15 protein-coding genes and 1 rRNA gene are annotated in these 17,600 nt (G+C 72.6%); 10 read left to right on the plus strand and 6 right to left on the minus strand.

Annotated features, from left to right (window positions below):
• A 5S ribosomal RNA gene (gene rrf / locus ABZ404_RS03625) occupies positions 1–88 on the plus strand; the annotation flags it as partial.
• 68 nt (positions 89–156) lie between these two features.
• Here rrf and ABZ404_RS03630 read toward each other — a convergent pair.
• Positions 157–543, minus strand: coding sequence for a VOC family protein (locus ABZ404_RS03630; protein ID WP_358834968.1), 387 nt, complete (start codon positions 541–543; stop codon positions 157–159).
• Positions 544–618: 75 nt separating this feature from the next.
• Between ABZ404_RS03630 and ABZ404_RS03635 the strand changes: the two genes are divergently transcribed.
• The 3 genes from ABZ404_RS03635 (at position 619) to ABZ404_RS03645 (ending at position 3,516) form a co-directional block, all read left to right on the plus strand.
• Positions 619–1,254 carry a nucleoside/nucleotide kinase family protein gene (locus ABZ404_RS03635; RefSeq protein WP_358834967.1) on the plus strand — a complete coding sequence of 212 codons (636 nt, stop codon included), beginning with the start codon at positions 619–621 and terminating at the stop codon, positions 1,252–1,254.
• An 82-nt stretch (positions 1,255–1,336) separates the two neighbouring features.
• Positions 1,337–2,296, plus strand: coding sequence for a hypothetical protein (locus ABZ404_RS03640; RefSeq protein WP_358834966.1), 960 nt, complete (start codon positions 1,337–1,339; stop codon positions 2,294–2,296).
• A gap of 89 nt (positions 2,297–2,385) precedes the next feature.
• Complete coding sequence (locus ABZ404_RS03645; protein WP_358834965.1) at positions 2,386–3,516, plus strand: aminopeptidase P family protein; 1,131 nt, start codon at positions 2,386–2,388, stop codon at positions 3,514–3,516.
• A gap of 24 nt (positions 3,517–3,540) precedes the next feature.
• On the opposite strand, the gene treZ is transcribed toward ABZ404_RS03645, so the two are convergent.
• The gene (gene treZ, locus ABZ404_RS03650) at positions 3,541–5,292 is read right to left on the minus strand and encodes a malto-oligosyltrehalose trehalohydrolase (RefSeq protein WP_358834964.1); all 1,752 of its coding nucleotides are present in this window, start codon (positions 5,290–5,292) and stop codon (positions 3,541–3,543) included.
• 117 nt (positions 5,293–5,409) lie between these two features.
• Between treZ and ABZ404_RS03655 the strand changes: the two genes are divergently transcribed.
• Positions 5,410–6,759, plus strand: coding sequence for a GH1 family beta-glucosidase (locus tag ABZ404_RS03655; RefSeq protein ID WP_358834963.1), 1,350 nt, complete (start codon positions 5,410–5,412; stop codon positions 6,757–6,759).
• Positions 6,760–6,774: 15 nt separating this feature from the next.
• On the opposite strand, the gene ABZ404_RS03660 is transcribed toward ABZ404_RS03655, so the two are convergent.
• Positions 6,775–7,737: a GNAT family N-acetyltransferase gene (locus ABZ404_RS03660; RefSeq protein ID WP_358834962.1), complete on the minus strand. Its 963-nt coding sequence runs from the start codon at positions 7,735–7,737 to the stop codon at positions 6,775–6,777.
• Positions 7,738–7,896: 159 nt separating this feature from the next.
• Between ABZ404_RS03660 and ABZ404_RS03665 the strand changes: the two genes are divergently transcribed.
• From ABZ404_RS03665 to ABZ404_RS03675, 3 genes are all read left to right on the plus strand, one after another.
• A complete protein-coding gene (locus tag ABZ404_RS03665; RefSeq protein ID WP_358834961.1) occupies positions 7,897–8,451 on the plus strand; it encodes a DUF1707 and FHA domain-containing protein in 555 nt (184 codons plus the stop codon).
• A gap of 56 nt (positions 8,452–8,507) precedes the next feature.
• Positions 8,508–8,996, plus strand: a complete 489-nt coding sequence (locus ABZ404_RS03670; protein ID WP_358834960.1) for a GNAT family N-acetyltransferase — start codon at positions 8,508–8,510, stop codon at positions 8,994–8,996.
• A 156-nt stretch (positions 8,997–9,152) separates the two neighbouring features.
• Positions 9,153–10,235, plus strand: coding sequence for a cytochrome P450 (locus ABZ404_RS03675; protein ID WP_358834959.1), 1,083 nt, complete (start codon positions 9,153–9,155; stop codon positions 10,233–10,235).
• Here the strand turns inward: ABZ404_RS03675 and treY are convergent.
• The 3 genes from treY to glgX form a co-directional block, all read right to left on the minus strand.
• Positions 10,171–12,609 (minus strand): malto-oligosyltrehalose synthase, encoded by a 2,439-nt coding sequence (treY, locus tag ABZ404_RS03680; protein WP_358834958.1) that lies wholly within the window; start codon positions 12,607–12,609, stop codon positions 10,171–10,173. The genes ABZ404_RS03675 and treY overlap by 65 nt on opposite strands.
• A 101-nt stretch (positions 12,610–12,710) precedes the next feature.
• Positions 12,711–12,899: a hypothetical protein gene (locus ABZ404_RS03685; protein ID WP_358834957.1), complete on the minus strand. Its 189-nt coding sequence runs from the start codon at positions 12,897–12,899 to the stop codon at positions 12,711–12,713.
• A gap of 124 nt (positions 12,900–13,023) precedes the next feature.
• The gene (gene glgX, locus ABZ404_RS03690; RefSeq protein ID WP_358834956.1) at positions 13,024–15,144 is read right to left on the minus strand and encodes a glycogen debranching protein GlgX; all 2,121 of its coding nucleotides are present in this window, start codon (positions 15,142–15,144) and stop codon (positions 13,024–13,026) included.
• 376 nt (positions 15,145–15,520) lie between these two features.
• Here glgX and ABZ404_RS03695 point away from each other — a divergent pair, with 376 nt between their 5' ends.
• Entirely contained in the window at positions 15,521–16,756 is a 1,236-nt protein-coding gene (locus ABZ404_RS03695; protein ID WP_358834955.1) for an SAV2148 family HEPN domain-containing protein, read from the plus strand.
• An 88-nt stretch (positions 16,757–16,844) separates the two neighbouring features.
• Positions 16,845–17,567, plus strand: coding sequence for a 3'-5' exonuclease (locus ABZ404_RS03700; RefSeq protein WP_358834954.1), 723 nt, complete (start codon positions 16,845–16,847; stop codon positions 17,565–17,567).
• Positions 17,568–17,600 lie beyond the last annotated feature (33 nt).

Genomic DNA, 17,600 nt, shown 5'->3' on the forward strand with positions numbered 1-17,600 from the left:
CGGTTACATTCCGAACCCGGAAGCTAAGCCTTTCAGCGCCGATGGTACTGCAGGGGGGACCCTGTGGGAGAGTAGGACGCCGCCGAACAAATTTTGGGAAAAGCCCCGTACCGGTCTCCGGTACGGGGCTTTTCTGCGTTTTAGAGGCCCTCACGTTCACGCCGGCTGGAGCAGGTCCCATCGGTTGCCGTAGAGGTCCTGGAACACCGCGACCGATCCGTACACCTCGTGGCGCGGCTCCTCCAGGAAGCGGACTCCGGCCGCGGTCATCCGGGCGTGGTCGGTGGCGAAGTCCTCGGTGTGGAGGAAGAAGCCGACCCGGCCGCCGGTCTGTGCGCCGACGCTCGCGCGCTCGGCGTCGTTCTTGGCGCGCGCCAGCAGCAGGGACGCGGTGCCGGTGCCGCGCGGGCGCACCACCACCCAGCGGGAGCCGTCCCCGCGATCGGTGTCCTCGACGAGTTCGAAGCCGAGTGCGTCGGTGTAGAAGGCGATGGCCTCGTCGTAGTCTCGGACGACGAGCGTGATCAGGGCAATATGGGACATGCTTCGAGGTTATACGTATGACTGTTGCCGTGCCAAGCCGCCATGGACGGACCACGGCCACGAGAGAATGCCGGGATGGAGATCGCTGCGTTTGACCGTCTCGTCGCGCGTGCCCGGCTGCTCGCCGTCCCCGGCCACCGGCGCGTCCTCGGTATCGCCGGGGCGCCCGGGTCCGGGAAGTCGACTCTGGCCGCGCGGCTGGTCGAGCGGCTCGGCGCGGACGCCGTGCTCGTCCCGATGGACGGCTTCCATCTCGCCGGGGCCGAACTCGACCGCCTGGGGCGCGCCGACCGCAAGGGCGCCCCGGACACCTTCGACGCCGCCGGATACGCCGCCCTGCTCGCGCGGCTGCGGGCACCCGAGGCCGGCAGCGTGGTGTACGCGCCGGCCTTTGACCGTTCGCTGGAGGAACCGGTCGCCGGGAGCATTCCGGTCGGCCCCGAGGTCCCGCTCGTCGTCACCGAGGGGAATTACCTCCTCCACGACCAGGACGGATGGGCCCCGGTCAGGGCCCTGCTCGACGAGGTGTGGTTCCTGGAGATCGACGGCGAGGAGCGGGTGCGCAGGCTCGTCGAGCGGCATGTGCGGTACGGGAAGACCCGTCCGTACGCCGAACGGTGGGTCAGGGAGTCCGACGAGGTCAACGCGCGCGTGGTGGCGGGTGGCCGGGAGCTTGCCGATCTTGTCGTCAGTGAGACGGGGGCTGGGTAGGCTCGGCCTTCACCGGGCGTGGGAACGGCGTAAGGATCTACCGCGGGGCTACCGTGTGCCCGTGTGACGGAAGGCAGCTGACGTGGGGATATTCCGACGGGGGCCGAAGCGGGACCGGAGCGACGCGCCCCGGGACGCGGAGTTCGGCTATTTCTCGGCAGACGAGGGCGCGCGGTTCCGTGCCCGGGTGCGTGAGGCGTTCGCCGAGCAGGGTCTGGAAGTGACCGTCTACGCGGACTTCGTGAAGGACAGCGGCGGTCGTCAGTTCGGCCTGGCCAACCTCGCCGCGGTCTGCCACAACGACCGCCGGGGACCTCGTGTGTGGCCGGAGCTGATTCGTCGCCATGTCGGCATGGTGCTGCGCACCATGGACGGTCCCTCCGCTCTCGACACCCTGCCGCCCGAGCAGATCCGCGCCCAGCTCTACCCCCGGGTGATCAGTGAGAACGGGCTCGACCCGCAGACCTTCAGCTACGCGCGCGGTGTCGCACCCGGGCTGTACGAGATCCTCGCCCTGGATCTGCCGGAGAGCGTCATGATGCTCACCGACGAGGCGCTGGAGCCCCTCGGTCACGTTCCCGACCTGCGCGCGCAGGCGCTGCGCAACCTCAGGGAGCTGCCGGTCGAGTCGCACGAGACCGTCAAGGGCGAGGACGGCATGCGGTTCGAGGTGGTCGTGGGCGACTCGTTCTACACGGCCAGCAGGGTGCTCGCCCTGGACGTCCTGGTGCCACGGCTCACCGGGCGCGAGCTGACGTCCGACGGGGCGCTGGTCGCCATGCCGTTCCGGCACCAACTGGCCTTCCACGCGATCCACGACTCCGGAATGATCCCCGCGCTCAACGCCATGGCGTCCTTCGCGGCGGCGGGTTTCGAGGACACGCCGGGTGCGATCAGCCCGTTCGTCTACTGGTGGCGGGACGGCACGCTCACCCAGCTCAGCGACCGCGAGACCGAGGGCGACGGCCTGCGGATCGTGGTCGGCGACGACTTCCAGGAACTGCTCGAACGGCTGGTGGGGGACAGCCAGGAGGGCGCCTGACCGGTGGACGGGTGGGCGCCGAGCCCGGAGCATCGTTTCTCCGGATTACCGATCGCCTGCCCGGCGGTGGTAGGGGCAGGATGGGGCTCATGCCTCCTACCTCTGCTCCCGCGCCCTTCACCGCCGACGACTACCGGGCCAGAATGTTCCGCGCCGCCGAGTCCGCCGCCCAGGCCGGGCTCGCGGGCGTCCTCGTCGCGCCCGGGCCGGACCTGGTCTACCTGACCGGATATCAGCCGACCGCGATCACCGAGCGGCTGACGGTGCTGGTGCTGGCCGCGGGGCGTGAGCCGGTCCTCGTCGTACCGAAACTGGAGGCGCCGGACGCCGAGCGGGCCGCCGGCGCCACCGCCCTCACCCTGCGCGACTGGACCGACGGCATGGACCCGTACGGCGTGACCGCGCCCCTGCTGGAGGCCGGTGGCCGGTACGGCGTCAGCGACAACGCCTGGGCGATGCACCTGCTCGGCCTCCAGCAGAAGCTGCCCGGAACGTCCTACGCGGCCCTCACGCAGGCGCTCCCGATGCTCCGGGCGGTCAAGGACGGGCCAGAGCTCGCGCGGCTCCAGGCGGCCGGTGAGGCCGCGGACAGGGCGTACGAGGAGATCCTCAAGGTCCGGTTCGCCGGGCGCAGGGAGACGGACGTGGCGGCCGATCTGGCCGCGCTGCTCATCGAGTTCGGCCATGCGCAGGTGGACTTCACGGTCGTGGGCTCCGGCCCCAACGGTGCCAACCCGCACCACGAGGCGGGTGAGCGGACCATCGAGCGGGGCGACATGGTCGTCCTGGACTTCGGCGGCCTCAAGCACGGCTACGGCTCGGACACCACCCGTACCGTCCACGTCGGTGAGCCCTCCGCCGAGGAGCAGCGCGTCCACGACGTCGTACGGGAGGCCCAGCGGGCCGGGTGCGCGGCGGTGCGGCCGGGGGCGGCCTGTCAGGACGTCGACCGGGCGGCGCGCGCGGTGATCGAGGACGCCGGATACGGCGAGTACTTCATCCACCGCACCGGCCACGGCATCGGCGTGACGACCCATGAGCCGCCCTACATGATCGAGGGCGAGGAGCAGCCGCTGGTGCCCGGCATGTGCTTCTCCGTGGAGCCGGGGATCTATCTGCCGGGCCGGTTCGGCGTGCGGATCGAGGACATCGTGACGGTCACCGAGGACGGCGGGCGCAGCTTCAACAACACCGCGCGCGAGATGGCGCTCGTCGACTAGCCGTGCGGCCGACGGGCCGGGCGGTCAGGTGCTCGCGGGGCCGAGCACCGCGCACGACTCGGGCGGCAGCCGGAACGCGCCGTCCGGGCCGGGCGGTTCCACCTGCTCCCAGGCCGCCAGCACCCGGCAGTTGTTGCGTCCCAGGGGGATGACCGCGGCCTCCTTACCGAGGTTGACCACGGTCCGCAGGTCGCCGCGCCGGAACATGAGCCAGCGCGCCTCCTCGTCGTGGACGACCTTGACCGCGGCGATGTCCGGGTCGGTGAGGTCCGGGCGGGTGCGGCGCAGCGCGATCAGCTGCCGGTGCCAGTCCAGTACGCGCGCGTGGTGCTCCTTCGCGGGCTCGTCCCAGTCGAGGCACGAGCGCGCCCGGGTGGCGGGGGCCTGCGGGTCGGGGATGTCCTCCTCGGCCCACCCGTGCGCCGCGAACTCCCGCCGCCGGCCCGTACGCACGGCCTCGGCGAGCTCGGGGTCGGGGTGGTCGGTGAAGTACTGCCAGGGCGTGCGGGCGCCCCACTCCTCGCCCATGAAGAGCATCGGGGTGTACGGGCCGGTCAGCACCAGCGCGGCGGCGCCGGCGAGCAGCCCGGGGGAGAGCGTGGCGGAAAGCCGGTCCCCCAGGGCCCTGTTGCCGATCTGGTCGTGGGTCTGGGCGTAGGCCAGGAAGCGGTGCGCGGGGGTCCTGGCGCGGTCGACGCGGCGGCCGTGGGTGCGGCCGCGGAAGCTCGAATAGGTGCCGTCGTGGAAGAAGACCCGGGTGAGGGTCTTGGCCAGGGCGGCGATCGGGGCGCGCGCGAAGTCGGCGTAGTAGCCCTGGGACTCGCCCGTGAGCGCGGTGTGCAGGGCGTGGTGGAAGTCGTCGTTCCACTGCGCGTGCAGCCCCAGGCCCCCCTCCGCGCGCGGGGCGGTGGTGCGCGGGTCGCACTGATCGGACTCGGCGATGAGGAAGAGCGGGCGGCCCAGCTGGACGGACAGGACGTCGACGGCGGTGGAGAGCTCTTCGAGGAACGGCAGCGCGCGCGTGTCGTACAGCGCGTGCACGGCGTCCAGGCGCAGCCCGTCGAGCCGGTAGTCGCTCAGCCAGGCGAGCGCGCTCTCCAGGAAGTACGCGCGCACCTCGTCCGATCCCGGCGCGTCCAGGTTGACGGCGGCGCCCCAGGGCGTCTGGTGGGTGTCGGTGAAGTACGGGCCGAAGGCGGGCAGCTGGTTGCCGGAGGGGCCGAGGTGGTTGTGGACCACGTCGAGGACGACACCGAGGCCGTGGGCGTGTGCCGCGTCGACGAAGCGCTTCAGCCCTTCGGGGCCTCCGTAGGGCTCGTGCACGGCCCAGGGCGCCACGCCGTCGTACCCCCAGCCGTGCCGCCCCGGGAACGAGCACACCGGCATCAGCTCGACATGCGTCACCCCCAGTTCCGCCAGATGGGCGAGGCGGGCGGCCGCGGCGTCGAAGGTGCCCTCGTCGGTGAAGGTGCCGACGTGCAGCTCGTAGAGGATCCCGCCGGACAGTCTGCGGCCCGCCCAGGGGTGCTGCCAGGCGTAGTCCTCGTGGACGACGACGGCGCTCAGCCCCTCCGGCCCGTCCGGCAGGCGGCGCGAGCGCGGGTCCGGCAGCGGGCGCCCGCCGTCCAGGGCGTACCCGTACCGGTCGCCGTCCCGGGCCGCGGCCTCGGTGATCCACCATCCGGCCCGCACCGGGTGCGGCTCCATGTCGTGGGCCGCGCCCTCCAGCTGGAGGGCGACCCGGTCCGCCCGCGGCGCCCACACCTCGAACAACATGCCTGATACCTCCCGTTGCCCGCGTACCGTCAAACCGTGGAACTGGGCCTCCATCGTCCGCGGAATGCGGGAGCAAGGTCTGGAGGTTGCGGTTACCCGCCATTAAGGTCCACATCCATGACCCTGCCGCCGTTCCCGCACGGCTTCCTCTGGGGAGCCTCCGCCTCAGCCTTCCAGACCGAGGGGGCCGCCGCAGCCGAGGGCAAGGGCCCCTCCGGATGGGACGCCTTCGCCGCCGAGCCGGGGCGCCTGAAGGACGGCGCGGACGCGTCCCGGGGCACCGGCTTCCACGCGCGCTACCGCGAGGACGTCGCCCTGCTCGCGGGGCTCGGCGCCGGCGCCTTCCGCTTCTCCGTCAGCTGGCCGCGGGTCGTCCCGGGCGGCAGCGGCCCCGTCAACCAGGCGGGGCTCGATTTCTACGACCGGCTCGTCGACGAACTGTGCGCCCACGGCATCACCCCCGCGCCGACCCTCTACCACTGGGACACCCCCCTGGAGCTGGAGGAGGCGGGCGGCTGGCTCCAGCGCGACACCGCGTACCGGTTCGCCGACTACGCGCGCGTGGTGGCCGAGAGGCTCGCCGACCGCGTCCCCATGTGGATCACCGTCAACGAGCCGGCCGAGGTGACACTGCTCGGCTACGCGCTCGGCGAGCACGCCCCCGGCAAGAAGCTCCTCTTCGACGCCCTCCCGGCCGCTCACCACCAGCTGCTCGCCCACGGCCTGGCCGTCGGGGCGCTGCGCGACGCCGGCGCCCGCTCCATAGGCCTGGCGCTCTCGCACACACCGGTGTGGCCCGCGGGCGAGAGCGAGGAGGACCGTTTCGCCGCGGACCTCTACGACACCATCGCCAACTGGCTGTTCGCGGACCCCGTCCTCACCGGGCACTACCCCGACGAGAACTTCGCCGCCCTGATGCCGGGCCCGGTCGCGGACGACCTCGCCGTCATCTCCGCCCCGCTCGACTGGTACGGGGTGAACTACTACAACCCCACGCGCGTGGGCGCGCCCGCGCCCGAGGCCCTCGACTCCTTCGCCGGTTTCACCATGCCCGCCGAACTGCCCTTCGGGATCAGGGAGATCGAGGGGTACGAGACCACCGCCTTCGGCTGGCCGGTGGTCCCCGAGGGGCTGCGCGAGATGCTCCTCCTACTGAAGGCGCGCTACGGCGACCGGCTGCCGCCGGTGTACATCACCGAGAACGGCTGCTCCTACGACGGCATCGAGGACGCCGGACGCGTCCGCTACCTGGACGGGCACCTGCGCGCCCTGCACCGCGCCATGGCCGAAGGCGTCGACGTGCGGGGCTACTTCGTGTGGTCCCTCACCGACAACATCGAGTGGATCGAGGGCGCCGACCAGCGCTTCGGCCTGGTCCACGTCGACTACCCGACGCTGCGGCGCACCCCGAAGGACTCCTACCGGTGGTACCGGGACATGATCCGCGCCCAGCGCGCCGCCGGGTGAGCCCCGGGAGACGTCTCAGTCCTCGCCCGGCCACACCATGTTGACCGCACACCCGAAGGTCACGTAACCCGCGCGCGCGAAGGCCTTGGCCATCGGCACATTGCCGAAGTCCGTGGCGGCGCGGATGCGCGGGACGTCCTGCGCGGCCAGGACGCGGGTGCCCTCGGCCAGGATGTCGTCGATGTAGCCGTGGCCGCGGTGGGCGGGCAGGACACCGATGTACGCGATGATCGGGTGGTAGTTGTTGCGCGCCGGGACGACGAAGCCGACTGGGCCGCCCCCGTCCGGGAGTTCGGCTATCCGCCACCACTCCCGGGGCGTCCGGTACGTCGCGAACTCCTCGTCGTACATCAGCTCCGCCGACGCGCGCGCAGTCATCGTCCGCAGTTCCGTACGGCTGTGCTCGTCGAGCGTGCCCTCCAGGACCAGCTCCATCAGCGACAGCAGCTCCTCGCGGTCGGTCGCCGGGCGGAACACGAGCCGCGTGGACGGCTCCGGGACCGGCGTCCCCGGCCGCCACTCCAGGCGCAGCCGCTCCACCAGGAGCTGTCCGCCGGTCGCGGCCACGATGTCCATACGGGTCTCGACGACCTCGCGCGCGTGGGCGTCCTCGCGCCAGTCGCCCGGCGTGAAGCGGCCGTACTCCGGGCGCGGGACGCCCCGCGGGATCACCGCCGCCGTCGCGGTCTCCAGCAGCTCCACCCCCACGGCATGGCGTTCGGCGGGCGGCAGCGAGTCGTCGACGTCGAGGAAGTCGAGGAGGAACGGGTCTTCGTGGTCCGGCGGGGTCCACCACGACAGGCGGGCGAGCACCCGCTCCCCGCGCAGCGCGACCCACATCCAGGCGGGCCGCCGGCGGCCGGCGGCGAGGTCATCCTCGACCTCGTGGTCGAGTACGTAGGAGAGCTGCTGGAAGAGCCCGAGTTCCTCGGGCCCGGCGAGCGGACGGAAGGTGACGTCCGACGCGGTTGTCGTCAAGGGGTGCCTCTCATCGGCGATAACGGTGGCCAGACCGTAGCAATCGCGCATGGCACTCCGACAAGGGTTTTCCTCGCAGGTCAGAGGGTAGGACGGGGAACGGACGCCAAGTGCGCCCCTGCTGGACACGCCGAGCCCGTCGGCCCGACAATCTCTGCTGTGACGTCGTCCTTCCCGTTCAACACGTATCCCGCTCCCGCCCGGCCGTCGGACGCCGAGCGGGACCGGGCGCTCGACCTGCTCAAAGAGGGCGCCGCACAGGGGAAGCTGTCGCACGACACGTTCCTGCGCCGGATGGAACTCGCCCTGTCCGCGCGCCGCGCCGACGAACTGGCCGCGCTCACCGCCGACCTGGACACCCAGAGCCGATGGTCGAAGGCGCTGTACGGGGCCGTGAGCCGGGTCTCCGGGTTCAGCGTCACGATGCGCCGCGCGTGGCAGTCCGAACGGCTGCCCAAGCTGCTCTTCCCCGTACCGGGCCCGTACCCGTTGCGGATCGGCCGCGACCCCCACAACGGGCTGCGGCTCAGCCACGAGACGGTCTCCCGGGTGCACGCCGAGCTGACCCACCAGTCGGGCGTCTGGGTGCTGCGCGACCTCGGGTCCACCAACGGCACCAGCGTCAACGGACGCCGGGTGACGGGCGCGGTCGTGGTCAACGACGGCGACCAGGTGAGCTTCGGGCGGATGAGCTTCCGCCTCGCCACGCACTGACCTGCGCGAACGCCGCCGCCGGGGGCGTTGTCAGTGGGGCCCCTCATGATGGCGGTATGAACGACGACCAGCGGCCCTGTGTGCGCCCCGCCCGCCCCACCGACCTGCCGCGCCTGGCCGAACTCGCGGCGGAGCACGCGGTGTACGAGAAGGCGGCGCCGCCCGCGCCCGATCTCGCGGACCGGCTCGCAGCCGTGCTCTTCGGTGCGGAAAGGCCCCGCGCCCGCTGTTTCGTCGCCGAGATACCGGGCGGCGAGGTCGTCGGTTACGCGAGCTGCGCCCCCGAGTTCTCCACCTGGCAGGCGCGCGAGTACCTGCACATGGACTGCCTCTTCCTGCGCGACGGCCACCGGGGTCTGGGCCTCGGCGCCCTGCTGGTCGACGCGGTGGCCGCCGAGGCCCGGGCGCTCGGGATGACGCAGGTGCAGTGGCAGACGCCCGTCTGGAACGAAGGGGCGCGGCGGTTCTACGACCGCGTGGGCGCGACCGGCAGCGAGAAGCTGCGGTATGCGCAGCCTGTTGCTGGGGAGGGGGCTTCTGCGTAGGCGGTCGGCCGAGTGGCCGAGCGGCTGAGTGGGCGACCGCGCGGTGTCCTGTGGGTCTCACCCGTTCGGCTGTCCGCCGATCGCGTCGGCGGGCCCGGGGTGGTCCCCTGGGTGCAGCCGCGCCCGCCCCGGGCGCCGACCGGGGGAGGACGCCGCATGCCGGTCGAGCAGGGCGAGCCGAGCGCACCGGTGCCGATGGGGTTGCCTCGGGCCGTGCCGTCGGTCCGGGGCGCCGTGACCGGGCCCGAGGAAAAAGTGGCGGCTGCCGTTCTCGCCACGCCCTCCCTCCTCGGCCCCGAGGCCGCCCGGGACCGGTACGGCTTCTACCGCACCCTGCGCGAGGCGTACCCCCTGGTGCGGGACGACCGGCTCGGTGCGTGGCTCGTCAGCCGGTACGGGGACGTCACCGCCGCCTTGGCCGACCCGGAACTCGTCCGGCCTCGGCGCGGGCCGTGCTGCTGGCCCGGTGAGGTGTGGTGCGCGGGGTCCGGGGAGGAGGTGGACGACGAGGCGTTCGCCGTGCTCAGGGAGGTGTCCGAGCGGGCCGCCTACGTGCTGGCGCGGCGGCTCGCCCCACGCGAAACGGCGGACCTGGCCAGCGAGTTCTGCCACTGGCTGCCCGTGGGGACCGCCGCCACCGCGCTCGGACTGTCCTGCGCGGAGCTGACGCGCGGCAGCCGCGTCAAGGGCCGGCGGGCGGGCCCGGCCGCGGCCCTGGCCGTGCTCTGCGCCGACCGGTCCGCCCTGATCGGCAAGGCGCTCGCCTCCCTGCTCGCCAACCTTCTCGACCACCCGGGGGAGTGGGCGGCGGTCGCGAGTGCGGCGCCCGGGGCCCTCACCGCCGTCTGGGGCGAGTCCCTGCGCAGGAATCCGCCCGTACACGTCGTGCTGAGACGGGCGCGCCGGGAGGCCCGGATAGCCGGCGGCACGGTGCCGGCGGGCGACGCGGTCGCGCTGCTGGCCGGCGCCGCGAGCCGGGACCCGGACCGGTTCACCGACCCGGACCGGTTCGACCCGCGCCGCACCGCCGCGGCCCCGCTCGCCTTCGGACCCCGCGAGTGCCCGGCCGCGCGCGTGGCCGCCCTGCTGGCGGAGTGCGCCATGCGCGCGCTGGGCGAGGCCATGCCGGGGCTCCGGTGGGCCGAGGGATTCCGGCCCACCGAGACCGGGCTCCTCACGCGGGCCCCGCGGACCCTTCTCGTACGACCTCCTGGCCGGCCCGCTCGTCGACCCGCCTGAGCAGTGCGACCGGACGGTCGGCGAACAGATCGCTCAGCTTCACCGTCCCCGTGAACTCCCGGCCGGAGCGCGCGGAGTCGCCGGAGAGACCGCCGTGCAGGACATCCGCCCAGGCCCCCTCCGGCAGCGCCAGCGCCGTCGCGCCCCAGCCGCCCGACTCGGCCAGGCGCAACGAGAGCCGGGTCACCGCCGTCACCACTTCGCCGGAGCGCGAGAAGGCCAGGCAGTGCTCGGCGGCCGGCCCCTCGGCGGTCAGCGCCTCGTACGTACTGAACTCCCCGAATGCCCGCGGAAGTTCCCGCCGCAGCCGAAGAGCGGCCACCGACAGCTCGCCCTTCTCGTCCGGGAGCGAGTACACGCCCTCCTGCGGGAAATCCACCGGCCGGCGGTTGTCGGGATCGACCAGTGTGAGGCATTCCGACTCCGTGCCCTGGTACACGTCCGGCACGCCCGGCATGGTCAGCTGCACCAGCGCGGCACCCAGCACGTTCGCGCGCGTGGCCGACGCCACGCTGCGGGAGAACTCCGCGATCGGTGCCGCGAGCGCCCCGGCGGGTCCCGAGGCGGCGAAGTCCGTCAGCGCCCGCTCGTACGCGGGATCCTGCTCCGTCCACGTGGTGTGCAGGCCCGCCTCGCGGGCGGCCTTGAGCAGGGCGCCGCCCAGCCGGTCCCCGGCCAGGCCGGTGCCGCCGAGGCCGACCGCCGTCTGCCAGGCCGCCCAGGCCAGCTGGGGATCCGGCGCGGGGGGCGCCGACAGCCGCCCGAGCAGTGACCTCCACCGCTCCGGACACTCGGTCAGCACGGCGATCCGGGCCCGTACGTCCGCACTGCGCTTGGTGTCGTGCGTGGAGAGGACCGTGCCGCTCGCCGGCCAGTCGCGGGCGATCCTGGCGCAGTAGGCGTGGAACTCCTCGGGGGGCACGGCCGGCTGCCCGGGTTCGCCGCCCACCTCATTGGCCGAGAGCAGGGCTACATAGCGATAAAACGCCGTATCCTCCAGGGACTTGGCGCGCAGGGCCGAGGACGTCTGGGCGAAACGGGCCTGGAAGGCGCGGAGTTCAAGGCCCTCGGCGCCGCCGTCGGCGGCCTTCCTCGCGCCGTGGCGCCCGAGCAGCAGCCCCCGTACCGCGTCGACGGCCGCCGCCTCCTCCGGGACCACGAAGGCCTCCCGCGCCTCCCGTGCCATCTCCTCGGTCAGCACCTCCTCCGCCCCGGTCCGGTACGGGCGGTACACCGGCATCCGGACCAGCAGCTCGCACAGGGCGAGGCGCAGGGCCCACGGGGCGTGGTCGCGCAGGTCCGGGGTGCGGGCGCACAGGCGCGCCGCCGCGCGCGTCAGACGGTCCACCTCGGCGGCCAGGTCATGGGTGACCACCTCGTACGCGGCGCGCCGCGCGGTCGGCTCCCAGCGCCCCCCCCGGTCGCCGTCCTGCCCGATGAACTCCCGGTAGTGGTCGAGAAGTTCCCGGTGGCCGACGGGATCCACGAAGAGTCCGTCGATCCGGTGCAGCGCGTCGTAGCCGGTCGTCCCCGCGACCGCCCAGTCGGAGGGCAGCGGCTCGGCGCGGGCGAGGATCTTCTCCACCACGGTCCAGGCGCCGCCGGTCGCCGCGTTCAGCCGCCGCAGATACGCCTCGGGGTCGGCGAGGCCGTCCGGGTGGTCCACGCGCAGCCCGTCCACCACTCCGTCCCGGACCAGCTCCAGCACCTTGGCGTGGGTCGCGGCGAAGACCTCCTCGTCCTCCACCCGGACGCCGATGAGGTCCGAGATGGTGAAGAACCGGCGGTAGTTGAGCTCGGTGCGGGCCAGGCGCCACCAGCCGAGCCGGTACCACTGGGCGTCCAGCAGCTCGGGCAGGGGCAGCCCCTCCGTCCCGGCGCGCAGCGGGAACTCGTGCGCCTCCCCGTACGCCAGTACGCCTCTCTCCGCGTCCACGGTCAACCGCTCCAGCTCGCCCCCGAGCGGCCCGCCGAGGACCGGCAGCAGCACCTTGCCCCCGTTCGCGGTCCAGTCGATGTCGAACCATGGGGCATACGGCGAGTCGGGGCCCTCGCGCAGCACCTCCCACAGCTGCCGGTTGTGGCGCGGCGCCGCCGCCATGTGGTTCGGGACGATGTCGAGCACCAGGCCGAGCCCGGCCGCCCGCGCCGTGCGGGCGAGCCGCCGCAGCCCGTCCTCGCCGCCCAGCTCCTCGCGTACGCGCGCGTGGTCGACGACGTCGTAGCCGTGCGTCGACCCCGGCACCGACTCCAGGACCGGCGACAGATGCAGGTGCGACACCCCGAGCGAGGCCAGGTACGGCACGGCACGCTCGGCGGCACGGAAAGGGAAGTCCGGCTGGAGCTGCAGCCGGTAGGTCGCAGTGGGTGTCATACAAACGTACGTACCCCGTAGTGCGGCTTCTGTGCCTTCGGCCCATGGGTCCGCACCCGTCTGCCGCGTCGGCTTCGCCCGATGTCCGGAGCGCCGCACACCTACCGCGAGGTCATCGCCCTCACGGGCCCGCCGCTGCCGGTCGCCTTCTTCCTCGGGCGGCTGCCGACGGCCATATGCCAACTGGGCAGTGTGCTGCTGGCCGCCGAGACCGGCGGCAGCACGGCCACCGCCGGTTCGTGGGCGGCGCGCTCGCCCTCGCGCTGGCGGTGCGGCCGGCGCAGGACCACGGGCCGGTGGCCGCCTTCGCCGTCATGGTGGTGGCGGCGGTCCTGTGCGCGGCCCTCTCGTGGTCCGTACGGGGCGGGGCGGGTCCCGTCCGTCCGGGGGGGACCCGCCCCGCCCCGCAGGCGCTCAGGCCGGGCGCCGCAGCACCGTCAGACTCCGCCCCACCAGGGTGACCCGCTCGCCCGCCGTGACCTTGGCGCCCTCGCCCGGCGGCACCCCCTCGCGCCGGCCGGTGTCGACCACCACCTGCCACTGCCGGCCGTGGTTGACCGGCACCAGGAAGTCGATGGTCTCCGCGCTCGCGTTGAACATCAGCAGGAACGAGTCGTCCGCGATGCGCTCGCCGCGCGGTCCGGGCTCGGAGATGGCGTTGCCGTTGAGGAAGACGGTGAGGGCCTTGGCGCTCGCCGACTGCCAGTCCTGCTGGGTCATCTCCTCACCCTCGGGGGTGAACCAGGCGATGTCCGAGAGCTCGTCGTGCGTGCCCTCCACCGGCCGGCCGTGGAAGAACCGGCGGCGCCGGAACACCGGGTGGTCGCGCCGCAGCCACACCATCGTCCGGGTGAAGGCGAGCAGCGTCCCCTCCGGGTCGCTGCCCGGGTCGGGCCACTTCACCCAGCTCAGCTCGCTGTCCTGGCAGTAGGCGTTGTTGTTGCCGTGCTGGGTCCGGGCGAACTCGTCGCCGTGGCTGAGCATCGGCACGCCCTGCGACAGCATCAGGGTGGCGATGAAGTTGCGCATCTGGCGCTCGCGCAGCTCCAGCACGCCGGCGTCGTCCGTATCGCCCTCGACGCCGCAGTTCCAGGACCGGTTGTGGCTCTCGCCGTCCCGGTTGCCCTCCTTGTTGGCCTCGTTGTGCTTGTCGTTGTACGCGACGAGGTCGTGCAGGGTGAAGCCGTCGTGGCAGGTGTGGAAGTTGATGCTGGCCAGGGGGCGCCGTCCGTCGTCCTGGTAGAGGTCGGAGGAGCCGGTGAGCCGTCCGGCGAACTCCGCGAGCGTCCGTGGCTCGCCCCGCCACAGGTCCCGCACGGTGTCGCGGTACTTGCCGTTCCACTCGGTCCACAGCGGCGGGAAGTTGCCCACCTGGTAGCCGCCCTCACCGACGTCCCAGGGCTCCGCGATCAGCTTCACCTGGCTGACCACCGGGTCCTGCTGCACCAGGTCGAAGAACGACGACAGCCGGTCCACCTCGTGGAACTGGCGGGCCAGCGTCGCCGCGAGGTCGAAGCGGAAGCCGTCCACGTGCATCTCGGTCACCCAGTAGCGCAGCGAGTCCATGATCAGCTGGAGGACGTGCGGCGAGCGCATCAGGAGCGAGTTCCCGGTGCCGGTGGTGTCCTCGTAGTAGCGCGGATCGTCGGCCAGCCGGTAGTACTGCGCGTTGTCCAGGCCCCGGAAGGAGAGCGTGGGGCCCAGGTGGTTGCCCTCGGCCGTGTGGTTGTATACCACGTCCAGGATGACCTCGATCCCGGCCTCGTGCAGCGCCCGTACCGCCTGCTTGAACTCCAGGACCTGCTGTCCCCGGTCGCCCCAGGAGGCGTAGGCGTTGTGGGGGGCGAAGAACCCGATCGTGTTGTAACCCCAGTAGTTGGACATCCCCTCGTCCGCCAGCCGGTGGTCGTTGACGAACTGGTGGACCGGCATCAGCTCCAGGGCCGTCACCCCCAGCTCCGTCAGATGGCCGATGACGGCCGGGTGCGCCAGGGCCGCGTAGGTGCCGCGCATCTCCGGGGGCAGCTCCGGATGGAGCATCGTCAGGCCCTTCACATGGGCCTCGTAGAGAACCGTGCGGTGGTACTCGGTGCGCGGCGGCCGGTCGTCGCCCCAGTCGAAGTACGGGTTGACGACGACGGACGTCATGGTGTGCGGCGCCGAGTCCATGTCGTTGCGGGAGTCGGGGCGGTCGAAGTAGTAGCCGTACACCGCCTCGCCCCATTCGATGCTCCCGCTGATGGCGCGCGCGTAGGGGTCGAGGAGCAGCTTCGCCGAATTGCAGCGGTGCCCGTTCTGCGGCTCGTACGGCCCGTGCACACGGAAGCCGTAGCGCTGGCCCGGCATCACCCCGGGCAGATACGCATGGCGTACAAAGGCGTCGCTCTCGCGCAGCTCCACCGCCGTCTCCGACCCGTCGTCGTGCAGAAGGCACAACTCGATCCGCTGGGCGGCCTCCGAGAAGACCGCGAAATTGGTCCCGGCGCCGTCGTACGTGGCGCCGAGTGGGTACGCCTGTCCCGGCCACACCTGCATGGGCAAGACTCTTCCACTTCTGTTCCGGGTACTGAGGGGCACTTGACGCAGATCCTCCCGGAAAAGAAGTCCGTCCCCTAGGACGCCGGAGTGCTCCGGAGGGTGATCCCCACAGCGGTTACCCCCGTTGGGCGACCGGTACCCCGGTCGATCCGGACGGCCTGCGCGGCCCGATCCGGCCACCGGCCGACACCCTCCGGGGCCCCGGCGCAGGTCGGGACGGTATGAATCAGCTCACTCGCCCCGCACGCCCCGTGCGGAACCGATCTCATCGACAAGGGAGTTGGGAAACAGCCTCTCCATCCGGCTGCACCGCCTCCTGCTCGCGGAGTACTCTTCCTTGATCGTTGGAGGGGGACCGGAAGGCGGTGCGCGGGTGAGCTCGGGAGGGCTGGAGCTGCCCCCTGGTGACACGGGTCACGAGGGGGAGTCCGGCGACATCCCGCCCGGCGCGGTGTCCGTGGCGCGTCCGGTGGAGATCGGGGCGGAGCTGGACTGGGGCACGGACGACTGGAGCGAGGTGCGCACCCGCGCCCAGCGGGCCGGCCGGGCCTACATCTGGCTGAACCTGGTGGAGCAGCGGCTGCGGGCCGTGGTCGCGGCGGTGCTGCGCCCCATCTACGAGCCGGTCCACGGCGACGACTGGGTGGTCGCGGCGGCGGGCCCGGCCGGGCAGGAGTGGGTGCAGCGGGCCGTCGCCGTACGGGAGGTCTCGCGCCGCAAGGGCTATCTGCTCGACCCGGCCGACGACAACGTGCTGAGCTTCCTCACCCTGCCGCAGCTGCGCGAGCTGATGGTGCAGCACTGGCCGTGCTTCGAGCCGTACGTGGACGACCGGCGCGACGTGGAGCTCGCACTGGACGAGCTGGAGGTCGCGCGGAACGTGGTCTCGCGCAACCGCGCGCTCAACGAGGCGGTGCTCGCCCAGGCCGAGCGCGCCTCGGCCCGGCTGCTGGACGTACTGGGCGGTGGCGCGGGCGCGCCCGCCGCGCACCGGCTGCCCATCGACGCGGTCGAGGACCTGGTGGGCGACCGGTACGCGGACGTCGTCTCGGTCCACTCCGACCGGGTGCGGCTCCAGCGCCAGCTTCCCGCCGAGGACCTGTTCAGCCACGCCCGCCGGCTCGACGCCATAGGGATCGGCCTCAATCTGCTGGTCCAGAACTACTCGGGGCGCCGGCTCGTCCGTCTGGCCGAGTCGGGCTGCCGCGTCCGGCTGCTCTTCCTGAACCCGGCGAGCAGCGCGGTCAAGCGGCGCGAGCGCGAACTGGGGCTGAAGAAGGGCGAGCTGAGCCGGTCGGTCGAGATGAACATCCTCCACATGCGCCGGGTGCGGGCCCGGCTGCGCGACCCCGGGGCCTTCGAGATCCAGGTGTTCGACGAGACTCCCCGCTTCACGGCGTACCTGGTCGACGGGGACGGCACCGACGGCCTGGCGGTCGTCCAGTCGTATCTGCGCCGGGCGCGGGGGATGGAGGCGCCGGTGCTGGTGTTGCGCGGAGGCGCGCGGCGGGAGGTCGTACGCCCCGACCAGGATGTCGAACACGGACTTTTCGCGACATACCGCGAGGAGTTCGAGTCGATGTGGGCGGATTCGCGGCCGGTGTCCTGACCCTCCCGCGGGCTGTCCGGGCCCCGTTGTCAGTGCTGCGTGCGAGGCTGTTCGTCACTGGGGGAGAGCACCAAAAGGGAGGGCCAAGATGGGGTGGCATCGCGAACCGCTGGTCGGATTCGACCTGGAGACGACCGGTACGGACCCGCTGGAGGCACGGATCGTGTCGGCGGCGATCGTCGGCGTCAGGGGCGGAGAGGTGGCCCGGCAGCTGAACTGGCTGGCGGATCCGGGCATTCTGATCCCGGCGCAGGCCTCGGCGATCCACGGCATCAGCAACGAGCGGGCGGCGTCCGAAGGCCGCCCGGTGCGCGAGGTCGCCGACGAGATAGCGGAGACGATCACGGGCTACTGGGCGCGAGGAGTGCCGGTCGTGGCCTACAACGCGGCCTTCGACCTGACGCTCCTGGAGGCCGAGCTGCGCCGCCACACCCTGCCCTCGCTCACCGACCGGCTCGGGGGTGCGCCCCCGGGCCCGGTCGTCGATCCGTACACGATCGACCGTGCGGTCGACCGCTACCGCAAGGGCAAGCGGACGCTGGAGGCGGTGTGCCTGGAGTACGGAGTGGTGCTCGACGGCGCCCATGAGGCGGGCGCGGACGCGCTGGCGGCGGTCCGGGTGGCCGTGGCGATAGCCGACCGCCATCCGCAGGTCGCGGGTCTGCGCCCGGCGGAACTGCACGAACAGCAGATCGAGTGGTACGCGGCGTGGGCGGCCGACTTCCAGCAGTTCCTCCGCCGCAAGGGCACACCGGACGCGACGGTCGACCCGGCGTGGCCGATACGGGAACTGGCCCCGGCCCGGGGCTGACAGGGGACCGCCGGCAGCCGGGGCCTGCCGACG

Origin of the sequence: Streptomyces sp. NPDC005878 (assembly GCF_040629815.1) — a bacterium.
Taxonomy (GTDB): domain Bacteria; phylum Actinomycetota; class Actinomycetes; order Streptomycetales; family Streptomycetaceae; genus Streptomyces.